14 protein-coding genes are annotated in these 17,076 nt (G+C 56.1%); 2 read left to right on the top strand and 12 right to left on the bottom strand.

Going from position 1 to position 17,076, the window contains the following annotated elements:
* Positions 1 to 149 precede the first annotated feature (149 nt).
* Together ACX8ZY_RS02605 and bsmA are read left to right on the top strand one after the other, a co-directional pair.
* Positions 150 to 2,081 carry a methyl-accepting chemotaxis protein gene (locus ACX8ZY_RS02605; RefSeq protein ID WP_033758909.1) on the top strand — a complete coding sequence of 644 codons (1,932 nt, stop codon included), beginning with the start codon at positions 150 to 152 and terminating at the stop codon, positions 2,079 to 2,081.
* 56 nt (positions 2,082 to 2,137) lie between these two features.
* Positions 2,138 to 2,464, top strand: coding sequence for a biofilm peroxide resistance protein BsmA (gene bsmA, locus ACX8ZY_RS02600; protein ID WP_010699802.1), 327 nt, complete (start codon positions 2,138 to 2,140; stop codon positions 2,462 to 2,464).
* Here the strand turns inward: bsmA and ACX8ZY_RS02595 are convergent.
* From ACX8ZY_RS02595 to mutL, 12 genes are all read right to left on the bottom strand, one after another.
* Entirely contained in the window at positions 2,438 to 4,066 is a 1,629-nt protein-coding gene (locus tag ACX8ZY_RS02595; RefSeq protein ID WP_421665204.1) for an isovaleryl-CoA dehydrogenase, read from the bottom strand. The genes bsmA and ACX8ZY_RS02595 overlap by 27 nt on opposite strands.
* A 220-nt stretch (positions 4,067 to 4,286) precedes the next feature.
* Positions 4,287 to 5,021 carry a 23S rRNA (guanosine(2251)-2'-O)-methyltransferase RlmB gene (rlmB, locus tag ACX8ZY_RS02590; protein ID WP_010699804.1) on the bottom strand — a complete coding sequence of 245 codons (735 nt, stop codon included), beginning with the start codon at positions 5,019 to 5,021 and terminating at the stop codon, positions 4,287 to 4,289.
* Positions 5,022 to 5,090: 69 nt separating this feature from the next.
* Entirely contained in the window at positions 5,091 to 7,583 is a 2,493-nt protein-coding gene (gene rnr / locus ACX8ZY_RS02585) for a ribonuclease R (RefSeq protein WP_061902002.1), read from the bottom strand.
* 16 nt (positions 7,584 to 7,599) lie between these two features.
* On the bottom strand, positions 7,600 to 8,043 hold the full coding sequence (gene nsrR, locus ACX8ZY_RS02580) for a nitric oxide-sensing transcriptional repressor NsrR (RefSeq protein ID WP_010256130.1): 444 nt from the start codon (positions 8,041 to 8,043) through the stop codon (positions 7,600 to 7,602).
* Between the two features lie 218 nt (positions 8,044 to 8,261).
* Positions 8,262 to 9,560: an adenylosuccinate synthase gene (locus ACX8ZY_RS02575; protein ID WP_010256129.1), complete on the bottom strand. Its 1,299-nt coding sequence runs from the start codon at positions 9,558 to 9,560 to the stop codon at positions 8,262 to 8,264.
* 166 nt (positions 9,561 to 9,726) lie between these two features.
* Positions 9,727 to 9,927: a DUF2065 domain-containing protein gene (locus ACX8ZY_RS02570; protein ID WP_010256126.1), complete on the bottom strand. Its 201-nt coding sequence runs from the start codon at positions 9,925 to 9,927 to the stop codon at positions 9,727 to 9,729.
* A 57-nt stretch (positions 9,928 to 9,984) separates the two neighbouring features.
* On the bottom strand, positions 9,985 to 10,989 hold the full coding sequence (gene hflC / locus ACX8ZY_RS02565; RefSeq protein ID WP_010256123.1) for a protease modulator HflC: 1,005 nt from the start codon (positions 10,987 to 10,989) through the stop codon (positions 9,985 to 9,987).
* Between the two features lie 3 nt (positions 10,990 to 10,992).
* Positions 10,993 to 12,231 carry an FtsH protease activity modulator HflK gene (gene hflK, locus ACX8ZY_RS02560; protein WP_033769798.1) on the bottom strand — a complete coding sequence of 413 codons (1,239 nt, stop codon included), beginning with the start codon at positions 12,229 to 12,231 and terminating at the stop codon, positions 10,993 to 10,995.
* 227 nt (positions 12,232 to 12,458) lie between these two features.
* Positions 12,459 to 13,739, bottom strand: coding sequence for a ribosome rescue GTPase HflX (hflX, locus tag ACX8ZY_RS02555; protein WP_010256119.1), 1,281 nt, complete (start codon positions 13,737 to 13,739; stop codon positions 12,459 to 12,461).
* Between the two features lie 72 nt (positions 13,740 to 13,811).
* A complete protein-coding gene (gene hfq, locus ACX8ZY_RS02550) occupies positions 13,812 to 14,123 on the bottom strand; it encodes an RNA chaperone Hfq (protein WP_010256116.1) in 312 nt (103 codons plus the stop codon).
* A 103-nt stretch (positions 14,124 to 14,226) separates the two neighbouring features.
* Positions 14,227 to 15,177: a tRNA (adenosine(37)-N6)-dimethylallyltransferase MiaA gene (gene miaA / locus ACX8ZY_RS02545; protein ID WP_010256112.1), complete on the bottom strand. Its 951-nt coding sequence runs from the start codon at positions 15,175 to 15,177 to the stop codon at positions 14,227 to 14,229.
* A complete protein-coding gene (gene mutL / locus ACX8ZY_RS02540; protein WP_010699808.1) occupies positions 15,170 to 17,035 on the bottom strand; it encodes a DNA mismatch repair endonuclease MutL in 1,866 nt (621 codons plus the stop codon). The genes miaA and mutL overlap by 8 nt, the downstream gene beginning before the upstream one ends.
* Positions 17,036 to 17,076 lie beyond the last annotated feature (41 nt).

Genomic DNA, 17,076 nt, shown 5'->3' with positions numbered 1-17,076 from the left:
TGAGAAGGGGCAAGGCGTGCCGATTGAGTGTACGTCTGCGGGTTAATTTACGAAATCCCCTGCTGCGTTTAGTCGCCAGATTTCGGCCTAAACTTTTCCCGCGCTTTGCCGTTGATGTTGTGTCCCCCTAACTTGATCAAAGGTAATTTATGAAGCGTCTCTCTCTCAGCGGCCTGAGTCTTGGAGTTAAGCTGTCTGTACTGACGTCTCTCAGCGTAGCGTTATTGTTGCTGGTTCTGACGCTAACCCAGAGCCACACCGCTTCGCGGCAGCTGGAAAATCTCGCCATCGATGACATGCAAAACCAGGTGCAGGGCATCAGTGAAATGGCCACTATGTTCAACGCCACCCTCACCGAAGAGGTGGCTCACTACACCAGTCTGTTTACCAGTTTCCTGCCTAAGCGTTTTAGCCTGGATGAAGGCTCCCGGGTGCAGGTCGGTGCCTTCTCGACGCCGGTGCTGCGCGCCGGGTTAAAAACGCTGAACCTCGACCAGACCGCGGTAGACGATTTCACCGAACGCACCGCCGCCGTGGCGACCATTTTTGTGCGTGATGGCGATGATTTTATCCGTATTTCCACCTCGCTGAAAAAGCAGGATGGCAGTCGCGCAATCGGTACGCAGCTTGACCGCAACGGCGCCGCCTGGAAAAGCGTCAGTCAGGGCGACGTCTATCAGGGGCTGGCGACGCTGTTCGGCCATCGCTACATCACACAATATCAGCCGGTAAAAGATGAGAGTGGCAAGGTTGTCGCCATCCTGTTTGTCGGCGTTGGCATTGATAAGCAGTATGCGCTGATGCGTGAAAAAATCCTGGCACGCAAGCTGGGTGATAGTGGTCATTTCTTTGTGCTCAACGGCACGCCCGGTAAGACGCAGGGAGAGTATCTGTTCGATCAGCACGACGAAGGAAAACGACCCGCCTGGGATGACGCGACACTCCAGCCGCTGCTGACTCAGCCGCAGGGCATGCTGCAGGCAGAGATCAACGGCGAGCACCAGATTCTGGCATGGCAGCAGCTGCCGGGCTGGAACTGGGTGATTGCCGGCGAAGTTAACCGTGAAAGCCTGCTCGCCCCGATTACGCATAGCCGTAACCTTTTCCTGATAACCGGACTGATTCTGGTGGTGGTCTTTGCGCTGGGGTTTGTCTGGTACAGCCGTCGGGCGATTACCCGTCCGCTGCAGCAGGTGATCCATCTGGCGGAGCAATATGCCGCCGGGAATCTGCAGGTCCATATGGATACCCAGCGTCGCGATGAAGTGGGCCAGTTGATCGTTGCGATCAACGGCATTGGTGATGGTCTGGAGAAAATCGTCAGCCAGGTGCGCGGCGCGGCGCAGGAGATCAGCGACGGCACAGACACCATCGCGGCCAGCAGTCATAACATCAGCGAGCAGATCGGACGTCAGGCCAGCAGTGTGGAACAGACCTCCGCCAGCATGGAGCAGTTTGGCGCGACGGTTGAACACACCGCAGACAGCCTGCGTCAGGCGATGTCACTGGTGGCCGAAGCCAGCGATATCGTCAGTCACGGCAGCCAGACGGTGGTGCGCTCGGTCAACACCATGTCGGCAATTAAGGTTTCATCACAAAGCATTGCGGATATCACCCACGTGATTGAGTCGATCGCCTTCCAGACCAATATCCTGGCGCTGAACGCCGCCGTTGAAGCGGCACGTGCCGGGGAACAGGGCCGTGGCTTTGCCGTGGTGGCCGCAGAAGTGCGTGCGCTGGCACAGCGTTCTGCGCAGGCCGCTAAAGAGATTGATGGACTGATTGCGACCTCCATCAGCAACGTGGCGGAAGGCCATCAGTTATCTGAGCAGACGCGCGATGCGATGAGCGACATTGTGACCCACATCGAGCAGGTGCAGGCGCTGATGGGCGAGATCAACGTGGCGGCGCAGCAGCAGGCGGCAGGCATCGGCCAGGTTAATCTGGCGATGAACCAGATCAGCCAGGCGACTCACCAGAACAGCGAACTGGTGACACAGGCGGAAAACAGCGCGCAGAACCTGAGTGATAAAGGGCATCACCTGACCCAGTTGGTCAGCGTATTCAGCCTTAAATCCTGACGTCATTCAGGGCGATGACATACACTTAATGCTTCGTCCTGAAAGAGGGTTTTGCTATGCGTTTCGCTTATCTACTGATGATAAGCCTGCTGCTGGCAGGCTGTTCCGCGCTTGAGACCACGCCAAAAGCACCGCCCGCGCCGACGCAACAGGCGCAGGAGATTTCACGGGCGCAGAGTGGTGGTTTGCCGAAACTGGGCAATATTACCGTTAATGTGCGCGGCTCACCGGATGATGCCGGGCGGGCCGTGGCCACCCGGGCTAACCAGGCCGGTGCGGCTTACTATCAGATCGTGGCGCTGAGTGAAACGGTAATGCCCGGTCTCTGGTACGCCAGCGCGATTCTTTACGGCGCATCACCTGCCACAGGCACGGGCCAGTAAACGGTCTGTGATTGCTGCCTCAAGGGGGCGGGAGCCACGCCGATCGAGCCACTGCTGGCACCATGCATCCGCCAGCGGCGGTTCGCCATATTTCAGTAGCTGAGCGCCGGTCGCAAGCTGCAGCAGCGTGCGGGTCACCTCGCGCGCCTGCTCTTCGGGGACTTTGCTTATTCGCAGCCGTAACTGACGCCAGCGCGCATCGAAATGACGATTACTCCCTTTCACCGCTTCAAATTCCTGGCCCAGCATCTCCGAAACCTCTGCCTGACGGGTGAGCACGCGCAGTACGTCAAGACACATCACGTTGCCCGACCCTTCCCAGATGCTGTTGACCGGTATGTCACGATAGAGGCGCGGCAGCTCGCTCGCTTCGCAGTAGCCGATGCCCCCCAGCACTTCCATCGACTCCGCGACGAACGGGGCTCCCGCTTTGCAGATCTGATATTTTGCAGCCGGAGTGAATACGCGGGCAAACGTGACCTCATGCGGTTTTGCCGGTTGTGACCAGGCGCGCGCCAGCCGCATCAGCAGCGCGGTTTGTCCCTCCAGCTGCAGCGCCTGCTGTGCCAGAACCTGACGCATCAGCGGCTGATCCACCAGGTTTTTCCCCATCACCTGGCGCTGATGTGCATGCCAGAGTGCCACCGAGAATGCACGCCGCATCTGACCATGACTGCCGAGTGCGCAGTCGAAGCGCGTCATACCGCCCATTTTAAGGATCAGCCGCACGCCTTCGCCCTCTTCTCCCAGCAGCCAGCCGGTCGCATCGCGAAACTCCACCTCACAACTGGCATTTGAGCGATTACCCAGCTTATCTTTAAGCTGCTCAAGCTGGATGGCGTTGCGTGACCCATCAGGCAACAGGCGCGGCAGGAAGAAACAGCTTAATCCGGCGGGCGTCTGCGCCAGCACCAGATGCGCATCGCTCTGCGGCACCGAGAAGAACCATTTGTGGCCGGTCAGCCGGTAGGCTTCACCCGGGCCGCGCGCCCCCAGCGGCTCGGCCCGGGTAGTGCTGGTGAGCAGATCGCTGCCGCCCTGTTTTTCCGTCATGCCCATACCGATCAGCAGACCCTGCTTCTGGTCGCCGGGCTGCGCATGGGTATCGTAACGATCGCTGAGCAGCGGATCGAGCCAGCCTTCGAACGCGGCGGGCAGATAAGTCTGCAGCAGTGGAATGGCCGCGTGCGTCATGGTCACCGGGCAAAGCGTGCCCGCTTCAACCTGTGCGTGCAGAATAAAGCGCGCAGCGCGCGCCACGCTGGCCTGTTCACGTACTGTGGGATGCCAGCTGAGATTATGCAGGCGGCTGGCGCAGACACCCTGCATCAGCAGGTGCCAGGCGGGGTGAAAACGGACTTCATCCATCCGTACGCCACGGGCGTCGTAGCGCAGCAGCTCAGGTGGCTCCGCGTTGGCGAGCCGGCCCAGCTCCAGCGACTCGGCGCTGCCCAGCTGTCGGCCTACCGAAGCCAGCCATTCCCGGTCCCATCCGGCGCCTTCGCGTGACAGTGCCTCGCCGAGCGGCGTATCAGACAGGAACAGGTTGCTGTTGCTCAGAGGATGGGGCTGATTAAAAACGGTGTGTGTTGTCCAGGTCATAACCACTCCTCGCGGATGTCACTCAGTAAGTATACCCGTCGTCTTTCAAGCTGCATTTTTGTTGGCTGCGTTCACTCACCCGAATCACTTACTCATGTAAGCTCATCGGGATTCGTTCTCTTGCCGCCTCAATGCAACCCGAAATCCTTTGGGTATATACGAATGACGCGCAGTTATGCCTGGTACAGAAACTAATTTGTGGCGAGGATCACATCGGGGATCAGGCGTTGCGCTGACGCACCGCTTCAAACAGGCAGACACCCGTAGCCACCGAAACATTCAGCGAAGAGACGCTGCCGGCCATCGGAATGCTGATCAGCTCATCGCAATGCTCACGGGTCAGACGACGCATGCCTTCCCCTTCCGCGCCCATCACCAGCGCCATCGGACCGGTCATTTTGCTCTGGAAGACGGTATGGTCAGCTTCACCTGCGGTACCGACAACCCAGATGTTGTACTCCTGCAGCAGACGCAGGGTACGTGCCAGGTTGGTGACGCGGATCAACGGCACATTCTCTGCCGCGCCGCTGGCCACTTTTTTGGCCGTTGCATTCAGGGGCGCAGAGCGATCTTTCGGCACGATAATCGCGTGCACACCGGCCGCATCGGCACTGCGCAGGCAGGCACCCAGATTGTGCGGATCGGTGACCCCGTCCAGCACCAGCAGGAAGGGTTTGTCCAGGCTCTGCAGCAGATCCGGCAGGTCGCCTTCCTGATACTGACGACCCGGTTTTACCCGCGCCACAATACCCTGATGCACACCGCCTTCAACCTGGCTGTCGAGCCACTTGCGCTCGGCCAGCTGAATCACGACCCCCTGAGCTTCCAGCGCGGCGACCACGGGTTGCAGGCGACGATCGTCGCGGCCTTTGAGGATAAAGACTTCCTGGAAACGTTGTGGATCACGTTCCAGCAGCGCCTGCACGGCATGGATACCAAAAATAATTTCGCTCATCGATCTGCTCAGTGTTTGGAAATGAATGAATGACCGCCCTTTCTCAGTGAGAAAGGGCGGGTGCGCGCATCAGTCAGGCTGCGCCTTTTTTCTGGCGCGCTTCGCCCGGGTGGCGGCGGCGATTTTACGGGTTTTTTCCGAGACGTTTTTACTTTTATTCTCGGTATTTGCAGCGGCGGGCTTACTCTTGTCGCCCCGGAAAGCGGCGTCCGGCTCGAAGTTGGACTTCTTGCTCGCATCACGACGGCGTTTCGCTGGCGCTTTGTCGTCACGCTTCGCCCGGTCGCGTGCGGTTTTGCCTTCACCACGTACCTGACGCTGGCTGGAGATCAGGGCAAAGTCGATTTTACGCTCATCCATATGGACGGCTTCAACACGCACTTCAACCGTGTCACCCAGACGATAGGTGCGACCGCCCGATTCACCGATCAGACGCTGACCTACCGGGTCAAAACGGTAGTAATCGTTGTCGAGCGTCGAAACGTGGACCAGACCATCAATGAACAGATCGCTTAAGCGTACAAAGAAGCCAAATCCGGTCACGCTGGAAATGACGCCGTTGAAGACGTTGCCAACCTGATCCTGCATGAAGTCACACTTGAGCCAGTCCGCGACGTCACGGGTCGCTTCATCGGCGCGGCGTTCGGTCAGAGAACAGTGCAGGCCCAGTTGCAGCATCTGCGGCATGTCGTAGTGATAGCCGCCGGTTGCTGTCGTCATATCTTTGGCGACGCTGCGATCTCTCGGCATCAGGTATTTAATGGCGCGCTGTACCAGGCCTTTACCTTCGTCCTGCTCTTTTGCCAGCAGATATTTGATGGCGCGATGCAGCGTCAGATCCGGATAACGACGGATTGGCGAGGTAAAGTGCGCATACGACGAGAGCGCCAGACCAAAGTGACCGCGGTTTTCCGGATCGTAAACGGCCTGCTTCATCGAACGCAGCAGCATGGTTTGCAGCATTTCCGCATCAGGACGATCGGCAACCTGCTTCAGCAGCGCCGCATAGTCGATTGGCTGCGGTTTATTGCCGCCAGGCAGGCTCAGTCCCAGCTCGTTGAGCACGGTACGGAAGCTCTTGATGCTTTCGTCGGTCGGGCGATCGTGATCGCGGAACAGCGCCGGTTCCTGATTTTTCTCAACGAAGCGTGCCGAGGCGATGTTCGCCAGGATCATGCACTCTTCGATCAGCTTATGGGCGTCATTACGTGACACGCGCTCAACACGCTCAATACGGCGCTCGGCGTTGAAGATAAACTTCGCCTCTTCCGTTTCAAACGAGATACCGCCGCGCTCTTCACGAGCGGCTTCCAGCGCATGATAGAGGTTGTTCAGCTCTTCAAGGTCTTTAACCAGCGGCGCATACTGCTGGCGCAGCTCTTTGTCGCCCTGCAGAATGTTCCAGACTTTGTTGTAGGTCAGACGCGCATGGGAGTTCATCACCGCTTCGTAGTGCTTGAAGCCGGTCAGTTTACCTTTGGTCGAGATGGTCATCTCGCACACCATACAGAGGCGATCGACCTGCGGGTTAAGCGAACATAAGCCATTCGACAGCACTTCCGGCAGCATCGGCACAACCTGCGACGGGAAGTAGACCGAGGTTCCGCGCTGATGCGCTTCGTCATCCAGTGGGGTGCCAGGACGGACGTAATAGCTGACATCCGCGATAGCTACCCACAGACGCCATCCGCCACCACGCTTCTTCTCACAGTAAACAGCATCATCAAAGTCACGGGCATCTTCACCATCGATGGTGACCAGCGGCAGCTTACGCAGATCGACGCGGCCTTTTTTGGCCTCTTCCGGGACTTCTTCTTTCAGTTTGCTGACCTGAGCTTCCACTTCCGGCGGCCAGGTGTGCGGGATTTCATGCGTACGCAGCGCCATATCCACGGCCAGGCTGGTACCCATATCATCGCCCAGAATCTCGGCGATTTTACCGATCGCTTTGCTGCGACGGTTCGGACGCTGGACCAGCTCAACCACCACCACGGAACCCATACGGGCATTCATCGTCTCTTCAGGTGGGATGAGGATGTCAAAACTCAGGCGACTGTCGTCCGGTACCACGAAGCCAGCACCGGCATCGGTAAAGTAACGGCCAACGATCTGATTGTTGCGGGGTTCCTGCACCCGGACCACGCGCGCTTCGCGGCGGCCTTTGCGATCGGCACCCAGCGGCTGCGCCAGGATCACGTCACCGTGCATACAGAATTTCATCTGTTCTGCGGAAAGGTAGAGGTCATCTTTCTGACCTTCTGCCCGCAGGAAGCCGTAGCCATCACGGTGGCCAATGACTTTACCGCGCAGGAGATCAAGACGTTCTGGCAGGGCATAACACTGACGGCGGGTGAACACCAGCTGACCATCACGCTCCATGGCGCGAAGGCGGCGACGCAGCGCCTCAAGGTGTTCTTCTTCCTGCAGATTCATCTCTTCAGCCAGCTCTTCGCGGCTGGCCGGTTTTTCACGTTTTTCTAACAGAGCCAGAATAAATTCACGGCTCGGAATAGGGTTTTCGTATTTTTCAGCTTCTCTATCCTGAAAAGGATCTTTTGACATAGCGGTTCCTCCGATGTCATTTAATATTTATTTCCACCGGCGATCTGGACAAGATGATCTCATAAAGTGGTGTATTTCCTTCGACCAGATCTGCCAACGTATAGCTATCCAGCTCCTGCAAAAATCGCTGCACCGCATCATGTAGCGCCTGCTTCAGACGACAGGCTGGCGTGATGGAACAGGACGCGCAATCCACTAATTGTAGTGGTTCCATCTTACGTACCACATCGCCAATGACAATCTGACGAGCTGGCATACCCAGACGAATGCCCCCGTTTTTACCACGCGTTGCGGCGACATAGCCCGCCCGGCTCAGCTGATTGATAATTTTGACCATATGATTACGGGACAAACCATAAGTGTTCGTCACTTCCGTAATATTGGTCTGCTGACCTTCCGGCAACGATGCCAGATAAATCAGTGCCCGTAAGCCATAATCAGTAAAACTCGTGAGCTGCACAGTAACCTCAGTGAACCTTCAGGCGCGGCGTGACCTTATCCGCCCTGTGATTGATGCCAGGATTAAATCGGATCGCCATTCGATTAGCTACGATGATAAACCAGAGTCTGTCTGGCCGTGCGCTTTTTTAAGCCAGCAGAAGGTTTGACAAGCGAAGGGAGGTTAAGTGGCATCAAAGAATGGAAAAACAAGGGCCGGACAGCGTCCGGCCTGAATGATTACGCGTCGAACGGGTCGCGCAGAATCATTGTTTCACTACGATCAGGGCCGGTTGAGATGATATCAATCGGCACACCCGTTACCTCTTCCACACGCTTGATGTAGTCACGCGCAGCCTGAGGCAAACCTTCCAGCGTCTTGACGCCAAACGTTGTCTCGCTCCAGCCTGGCAGGGTTTCGTAGATCGGCTCAATGCCTTCCCAGTTCTCTGCCGCCAGTGGCGTGGTGGTCACTTCGCGGCCATCAGGCATACGATAAGCCACACAGATCTTCACCTCTTTCAGGCCATCCAGCACGTCCAGCTTGGTCATGCAGAAACCTGACAGGGAGTTGATCTGGACCGCGCGGCGAACCGCTACCGCATCCAGCCAGCCGGTACGACGACGACGACCGGTGGTCGCGCCAAACTCATTACCCTGCGCACAGAGGAATTCGCCGGTTTCATCGAACAGCTCGGTCGGGAACGGGCCTGCGCCAACGCGGGTTGAGTAAGCTTTCACAATACCCAGCACGTAGTCGACATAACGCGGGCCAATGCCTGAACCGGTCGCTACGCCACCTGCGGTGGTGTTGGATGAGGTCACGTACGGATAGGTACCGTGATCGATATCCAGCAGCGTACCCTGCGCACCTTCAAACATAATCAGATCGCCACGCTTACGCGCGACGTCCAGCAGTTCAGATACGTCAACGACCATGCCAGTGATGATGTCAGCGACTTCCATCACATCACTCAGCACTTTATCGAAGTCGACTGCCGGCTCTTTGTAGTACTCCACCAGCTGGAAGTTGTAGAAATCGACCACTTCTTTCAGCTTGGCAGCAAAGGTTTCTTTGTTAAACAGGTCGCTGACGCGCAGGGCACGGCGAGCGACTTTATCTTCATAAGCCGGTCCGATGCCACGCCCCGTGGTACCAATCGCTTTGGCGCCACGAGCACGTTCACGCGCCATATCCATCGCAACATGATATTGCAGGATCAGCGGACAGGCTTCAGAAATCAGCAGACGTTCACGTACCGGAATCCCGCGCGCTTCCAGGCCTTTCATCTCTTTCATTAAGGCTTCAGGAGAGAGCACTACGCCGTTACCAATGATGCTGGTGACGTTATCGCGCAGAATGCCAGAAGGGATCAGGTGGAGGACGGTTTTTTCACCGTTGATGACAAGCGTGTGGCCCGCATTGTGGCCGCCTTGATAACGCACAACGTAATTCGCGCGCTCAGTCAGAAGGTCTACAATCTTACCTTTACCTTCGTCACCCCATTGGGTGCCCAGTACGACGACGTTCTTACCCATTTCTCAAAATCACCGATTGCTTAAAAAAGGATTCTACCATCTGATCCCGTGGTTTTCAGCACTTTTAGCATACGATTGCGCGCTTTTTTGCCTGAGTTTTGATCACTACAACATGTTGGGGATAATAGCGTTGAAAGGCACAATTTAGCCGGTCTGAACGTGAGCCTCAGAGGTTGCCGTGCAGGCTGAGCATGCAGTAAATCACCATACCAGCAACGACCAGTCCTCCACCAAAGCGGTGCAGCAGACGATCGGGCAATCGCGTCATCGTCAGGATCATGCGTCGCCAGGCGCGCGGCATAAACATCGGTCCCAACCCTTCCAGCACTAACACCAGCGCCAGCGCCATCCAGATGCTTGTTTTCATTCTGATACCCAAAAAAAAGGGCCGACAACATTGTCGGCCCACAGGTTATATCAGTTCTTAGCGTGTCGCGTTAGAGGGCGCCTTCATATATCGGAAGAAGTCGCTATCCGGGCTTAACACCATCACATCCTGATCGCTATTGAAGCTGTTTTCATAGGCACGCAGGCTACGAATAAAGGCGTAGAAGTCAGGATCTTTGCTGAACGAATCGGCAAACAACCGCGCCGTTTCCGCATCACCGTCACCGCGTGTAATCAGCGCTTCACGCTGGGCTTCAGCCAGAGTACGGGTGACCTGGTAATCGGCCTGGGCGCGCAGTTTTTCCGCCTCTTCCTGACCCTGTGAACGCTGGCTACGCGCTACCGCTTCACGCTCAGCACGCATACGGTTGAAGATCGCATCAGACACTTCAGTCGGCAGGTTGATCTGCTTGATGCGAACATCCACCACCTGAATACCTAACGCCGCCATACTGTTCGGGTTTGGTGCTGGCTCGCTGCTGTTGGTTTCACGCTCGACACGGGCCGCTGCACTGGCAATCGCGTCATCAGCCGCAGGGGTTGCGATTTCATCATCGTTGCCTGCAGAGCCGGTATTCAGCGCGTCACGCACATCGGTGGTCAGACGACCACGAGAGTCCGTTACGATATCTTTCACATCCAGACGACCCATCTCAGAACGCAAGCGGTCACTGAACTTACGTTTCAGCAGCACTTCCGCCTGAGAGACATCACCGCCACCGGTGGCCAGGTAGTAGCGACTGAAGTCGCTGATACGCCACTTGATGTAGGAGTCCACGATCAGATCTTTCTTCTCTTTGGTGACGAAGCGATCGGCCTGGTTATCCATGGTCTGGATACGCGCATCCAGCGTTTTAACCGTTTCCAGGAATGGAATCTTGAAATGCAGACCCGGCTCAAACACCTGCGGCTTGTTTTCGCCGTCGCGCAGGACTTTACCGAAGCGCAGAACAATGCCTCGCTGCCCTTCCTGCACCACAAACAGGGACGCATAGAGCGCCACCAGCACGACAATGATTAAAAATACTATTGGCTTACGCATCGATTACTCTCTCCCTTCGCGCTGGCTGTCGCTGCGCTGAGCATTTGCCCGACGCTGATCCATGATGTTGTCCGGACTGTATGACGACGTTTCATTGCGGCTGGCACTGCTATCGGAGCGCGCAGGCAGCGAAGAACCATTCGCGCCTTTCTGACCATTCTGGCCCGATGAAGTCTGACCGCCACGCATCAGTTGATCCAGCGGCAGCACCATCAGGTTATTACTCCGATCGTTAACCAGTACTTTGCGGGTATGGCTCAGCACACGTTCCATGGTCTCGATATAGAGGCGCTCTTTGGTGATTTCGGGTGCAGCTTTATACTCAGGCAGGATCTTGGCGAAACGCGCCACCTCACCCTGCGCTTCCAGAACGGTACGCTCTTTGTAAGCGCGTGCCTCTTCCAGAATACGTTGCGCCTGGCCGTTAGCACGAGGCTGAACTTCGTTGGCGTAAGCTTCGGCTTCGCGAACATACTGCTCGCGGTTTTCGCGTGCGGCAATCGCGTCGTCAAATGCAGACTTCACCTCTTCCGGCGGACGTGCAGCCTGGAAGTTGACGTCCAGCACCGCGATCCCCATGTTATAAGGGCGAATCGTCTCGTCGATTTCACGCTGGGTATCGCTACGCACCACAGTACGACCTTCGGTCAGGATGCGGTCCATGGTAGAGCGACCAATCACGCCGCGCAGTGCGCTGTCGGTAGCCTGACGCAGGCTGTCGTCCGCGCTGGTCACAGCATAAAGATAACGTTCCGGATCGGTCACGCGGTACTGCACGTTCATCTCCACGCGCACCACGTTCTCATCCGAAGTCAGCATGACGCCAGAAGCAGCCAGTTCGCGCACCGATTCAACGTTAACCGCACGCACCTGATCAACGAATGTCGGCTTCCAGTTCAGGCCGGGTTCGACCAGATGGCTGAATTTACCGAAGCGCGTCACCACGCCACGTTCCGCTTCTTTGATGGTGTAGAAACCGCTTGCAGCCCAGATGACTACAGCAGCAACAGCCACGATACCAACAATTTTGCCACCGCTGCCGGAGCCGCGCTGACCGTTGTCGTTCTGTTTGCCACCGCCCAGTCCACCAAGCTTCTTGCTCAGCTTACGGAAGATATCATCCAGATCAGGAGGCCCGGATTCCCGTCCTCCCTTATTCCCCCCAGAGTTGCCGCCTTGATTATTGCTGCTTCCCCACGGGTCGCGGTCCTGTCCGTTATTTCCGGGCTGATTCCACGCCATGTTTCTACTCCATTTATTGTAATTACGATTTTTACCCTTCAGCTTTCGGATTGCAGCGGTGTTGGCTGCCTTCGCTCACCCCGGTCACTTACCTGCGTAAGCTCCCGGGGATTCACTCAGTTGCCGCCTTGCTGAAATCCAAAATACTCGGGTAACGCCAGCGTATTCGGGTCTGCAAAGAAAGTGCGACAATCTTCAATTTTTAAGGTAAATGCGTTTGGGCAATATCAAACAATGTAACTGGTCAGCGACGGTTCCTGCTTACATAAACGCATCCACTCAATAATGGGCATACGAATCTGCAATCCTACACTGCCGTCTTCTTCATTCCACTCTTTCTCAATCGCCTGCAGCTGATAGAAACGGCTGCGAAGTCGCCCCGCTTCCGGTGGCAGACGTAATGCGTGCTGGGCTATTTCACCCGCCAGACGCTCAGACAGCGCCTGCCATAGCAACGGAATGCCTGCGCCTGTCTGGGCGGAAAGCCAGACGCGGATTGGCAGGTTCTCTTCGTTACGATCGATACGCGGTTCAAATCCGTCGAGCATATCGATTTTATTCATCACCAGTAACGTCGGGATTTCGTCCGCTTCAATTTCTTCCAGTACGGCATCGACGGCGGCGATATTTTCCGTGACGCGAAGGTCAGCCCCATCAATCACGTGCATTAACAGCGTCGCCTGACGTGTCTCCTGCAGCGTGGCTTTAAAAGCGGCAACCAGATCGTGAGGAAGATGGCGAATAAAGCCTACCGTGTCCGCCAGTACCACGTCCCCGACATCAGCAACATTCAGACGGCGCAGTGTAGGGTCGAGCGTCGCAAACAGCTGGTCTGCGGCAAAGACGTTGGCGGAGGTCATGGCGTTAAAGAGGGTCGACTTGCCGGCGTTGGTGTAACCCACCAGCGAAACCGTTGGCACATCCGCTTTGGCTCGTGACTGACGTCCCTGCTCACGCTGTTTTTCAACTCGCTCAAGACGAGACAAAATCTGACTGATACGGCCGCGCAGCAGTCGGCGGTCCGTTTCTAACTGCGTTTCACCCGGGCCACGTAAACCAATCCCGCCTTTCTGGCGTTCAAGGTGGGTCCAGCCGCGCACCAGACGTGTCGCAAGATGGCGCAGCTGTGCCAGCTCAACCTGCAATTTACCTTCGTGGGTACGTGCGCGTTGGGCAAAGATATCCAGAATTAAACCGGTGCGATCAATGACCCGGCATTCGCACAGGCGCTCGAGGTTTCTTTCCTGAGCGGGCGTAAGGGCATGATCGAATAATACGACCGATGCTCCTGTTGTTTTTACCGCATCGGCAATTTCAACGGCCTTTCCTTCACCGACAAAATACTTGGGATGTGGCGCTTTGCGGCTGCCAGTAACCACTTGCAGCGCCTCAACGCCAGCAGAAGAGACCAGGGTTTCAAACTCCTGCAAATCTTCTACTTCTTTGTCTTGGGAGAACCAGATGTGTACCAGTACGGCCTGCTCACCGGCTTCATAACGGTCAAACAAGCTATAACCTCGCTAAATAAAAGACCAGGACGGAAAATCGCTGTTCTCCGTTCCTGGCTGTACGGTGACGCGTTATTCTGCGTTATCACCGTCTTGTTGTGGCTGTGGCTGCGCAGTTGTGTTGCTGCCGCCATGATGGTAATTGTTGCTGCCGCCACCGGTATTATTGCTATGGTGAGAAACCGGGCGTGAAGGAACAACGGTAGAAATGGCGTGCTTATACACCATCTGACTCACCGTGTTTTTCAACAAAATGACGAACTGATCAAATGACTCAATCTGACCCTGCAACTTAATACCGTTAACCAGATAAATCGAAACCGGAACACGTTCACGACGCAGTGCGTTCAAAAACGGGTCTTGTAATGATTGCCCCTTAGCCATTCTATCTTTTCCTTATATGCTTGTTGTTTGTTGCAAGTAGAACCTATGGTTCTGAAAAAACTGCGTAAAAATTTGCGCACGATAACCCATCAATTGTACACAATCACCCATGCTTCGCACTAAGAACCTGTAACACTGTATCACGCGCCAGCCGGGGCTCGTCACTGTCAAGCCAGTGAACATTTTCCCAACCGCGTAACCAGGTCATCTGTCGCTTAGCAAGCTGCCGGGTTGCGCAAATTCCCCGATAAACCATCTCGCTGTAATCGATTTCGCCCGATAAATAAGACCACATCTGACGATAGCCAACACAACGAATGGAAGGCATGTCCGTATGCAAATCACCTCGTGCAAAAAGGGCCCGAGACTCCGCTTCAAATCCTGACGCCAACATCTGCTCAAAACGCAACGCGATGCGCTGGTGCAGCAATTCACGGCTCGCGGGGGCGATGGCAAACTGTTGCACGTCGTAGGGTAACGCTTCACCGGATGTTTTTGTCAGTTCCGTTAAAGTTTTACCCGAAATAAAAAAAACTTCCAGTGCTCGCGAAAGTCTCTGCGGATCATTCGGATGAATACGACTGCCGGCAACCGGGTCGATTTCACACAGCTGGCGGTGTAAAGCTTCCCAGCCTTTTTCACGCGCCGTTTGCTCTATCCGCTGACGAACGTCGGGATCGGCCGAGGGCAACGGCGACAATCCTTCAAGTAACGCCTTGAAGTAGAGCATGGTTCCACCAACAAGCAACGGTATTCGTCCGGCTTCAACGATATCCGCCATTTCTGCTAAAGCATCCCGCCGGAACTCCGCTGCCGAATAGGCTTCAGCGGGATCGCGAATGTCGAGCAGACGATGGGGTGCCACTGCTAACTCCTCAGCCGACGGTTTCGCCGTACCAATATCCATCTGACGATAGATTAAGGCAGAGTCTACGCTGATTAGTTCCACTGGTAACCGCTTACGCAATTCAATTGCTAAAGCAGTCTTGCCAGAAGCCGTGGGTCCCATCAAAAAAATAGCCTTTGGCCGGCCAGCCTGGTTTAATTCACTCATGCTTCAACGCGTTGATCGCGCTCTCAATCTCTATGGGCTGTAATAAGCCTGAAGGCGGCGATTTCAGTAGCTGTGGGCAAAGCCGTTCAAGCTCTGCCAGCAGGTTGATCGCCTGTGAGTGATTCCAGTCGGAGGACTCTGTATCCTGACGCCGCGCCAGCCACTGGGCCAGTTGCGTCGCAGAGATCTCCTGCTGCCGGGCGAGATAGCCTAACAGCTCAGGAATCAAGATTTGTAAATTTTGTGTTCGTAACGGTAAAGGCACCGCGCGTAAGGTCACGTGGTCACCTTCGGGCTGAAGATCAATACCCATCTGATTGAGCAGGCTGCTCTTTTCTTTTGCGGCCTGCCGTTCATCCAGGGCGATTTTGAGCCGCACCGGAATCAGCAGGGGTTGCGGTTTAAGCCCTTCCTCACCCGGTTCAAGCTGCGCCTGTTTCAGCCAGCGCGCCGCGACCGGCAGCGCCATCAGCATTAACTTCTGATCCTGCTCCAGCAGCGCATAGTGGTTTTGCAACACAGTCAGTACCCGGCCAAAGCTCTGGGCATGCGCGGCCAGCGGCGAGGGTTTTTCGGCCGGACGCGGTGCCGGTTCACGGTTTTTTGGCGGCGGCGTGGCGCTGACAGGCGTTTTCAGCAACTGCTGATAAACCGCGCCTTCACGCTGACGATACACGTTCTCTTTGTTTTGCCAGGCCGGCGCCGCTGCGGGCGGTGTTTGCCGCGTGGAGGCTGAAGATTGATTCTCGCTGGCGGGCGCTGCAGGCTGCGCAAAATGATTCCCCCCCGCCGCCTGACGGTTTTCCGGCTGCCAGCGCGGTGCGGCTTCTTCTGCCTGCAGCGCAGGCAAAATGGGTGACGCTATCGCCTGTAACGCGCTGACCACGCCCTGATAAATAAAATCATGCACCAGGCGTGACTGATGAAAACGCACTTCATGCTTGGCCGGGTGAACGTTGACATCCACCTGATGCGGATCGATCTCCAGATAGAGCACGTAAGCGGGCTGCTGGTCATCCTGGAGCTGGGTCTGGAAAGCCTGGCGAATAGCGTGATTAATCAGCTTGTCGCGCATCATCCGGCCATTGACGTAGCAATATTGTAACTCGGTGACCTGGCGCGAACCGGCGGGATCGGCGACCCAGCCGCGCAGCGAGAGATCATCATGCTGCCAGTCAATTCGCAGCGCATGCTGAATAAACGTGGTGCCGCAGATAGCCGCCAGTCGCCGTTCGCGCTGGCTCTCCTCGCTGACGGCCCGATACTGACGCATCATTTTGCCGTTGTGGCTCAGTGAAAGCGCGACATCAAAACGCGCCAGTGCAATACGACGGATCACTTCGTCGATATGACCGAACTCGGTTTTCTCTGTGCGCATAAATTTGCGGCGTGCCGGGGTGTTATAAAACAGATCCAGCACTTCGAGCGTAGTCCCACAGGGATGCGCAGCCGGTTTAACCGTTACCGTCATATCACGCCCTTCCGCATAGGCCTGCCAGGCTTCGGTTTGATCGGCGGTACGTGAGGTTAAGGTCAGGCGGGAGACAGAACTGATACTGGCGAGCGCTTCACCGCGAAAACCCAGGCTCATGATCGCTTCCAGATCATCCAGTGAGGCGATTTTACTGGTGGCGTGTCGGGCCAGCGCCATCGACAGCTCGCTTTTCACGATGCCGCAGCCGTTGTCACGAATGCGGATAAGCTTTGCGCCCCCCTTTTCAATATCAACGTCAATGCGCGTTGCACCAGCATCCAGGCTGTTCTCCACCAGCTCTTTTACAACCGATGCAGGACGTTCAACCACTTCACCCGCCGCAATCTGGTTTGCCAGTTGGGGCGGTAAAATTTGTATCGGCATGGTTTTCCTTTTAGCTGGCCGCCCGGCGCAGCGGCCGGGCA

The organism is Pantoea sp. XAF26B01_ASV70, assembly GCF_054512635.1.
Note: the sequence above shows the minus strand (reverse complement) of the source record. Positions and strands in the feature narration are given on the sequence as shown.

Coding starts and splice junctions, on each gene's coding strand:
- ACX8ZY_RS02605 (WP_033758909.1), top strand. CDS start 150: ATGAAGCGTCTCTCTCTCAGCGGCCTGAGTCTTGGAGTTAAGCTGTCT.
- bsmA (WP_010699802.1), top strand. CDS start 2,138: ATGCGTTTCGCTTATCTACTGATGATAAGCCTGCTGCTGGCAGGCTGT.
- ACX8ZY_RS02595 (WP_421665204.1), bottom strand. CDS start 4,066: ATGACCTGGACAACACACACCGTTTTTAATCAGCCCCATCCTCTGAGC.
- rlmB (WP_010699804.1), bottom strand. CDS start 5,021: ATGAGCGAAATTATTTTTGGTATCCATGCCGTGCAGGCGCTGCTGGAA.
- rnr (WP_061902002.1), bottom strand. CDS start 7,583: ATGTCAAAAGATCCTTTTCAGGATAGAGAAGCTGAAAAATACGAAAAC.
- ACX8ZY_RS02575 (WP_010256129.1), bottom strand. CDS start 9,560: ATGGGTAAGAACGTCGTCGTACTGGGCACCCAATGGGGTGACGAAGGT.
- ACX8ZY_RS02570 (WP_010256126.1), bottom strand. CDS start 9,927: ATGAAAACAAGCATCTGGATGGCGCTGGCGCTGGTGTTAGTGCTGGAA.
- hflC (WP_010256123.1), bottom strand. CDS start 10,989: ATGCGTAAGCCAATAGTATTTTTAATCATTGTCGTGCTGGTGGCGCTC.
- hflK (WP_033769798.1), bottom strand. CDS start 12,231: ATGGCGTGGAATCAGCCCGGAAATAACGGACAGGACCGCGACCCGTGG.
- hfq (WP_010256116.1), bottom strand. CDS start 14,123: ATGGCTAAGGGGCAATCATTACAAGACCCGTTTTTGAACGCACTGCGT.
- miaA (WP_010256112.1), bottom strand. CDS start 15,177: ATGAGTGAATTAAACCAGGCTGGCCGGCCAAAGGCTATTTTTTTGATG.
- mutL (WP_010699808.1), bottom strand. CDS start 17,035: ATGCCGATACAAATTTTACCGCCCCAACTGGCAAACCAGATTGCGGCG.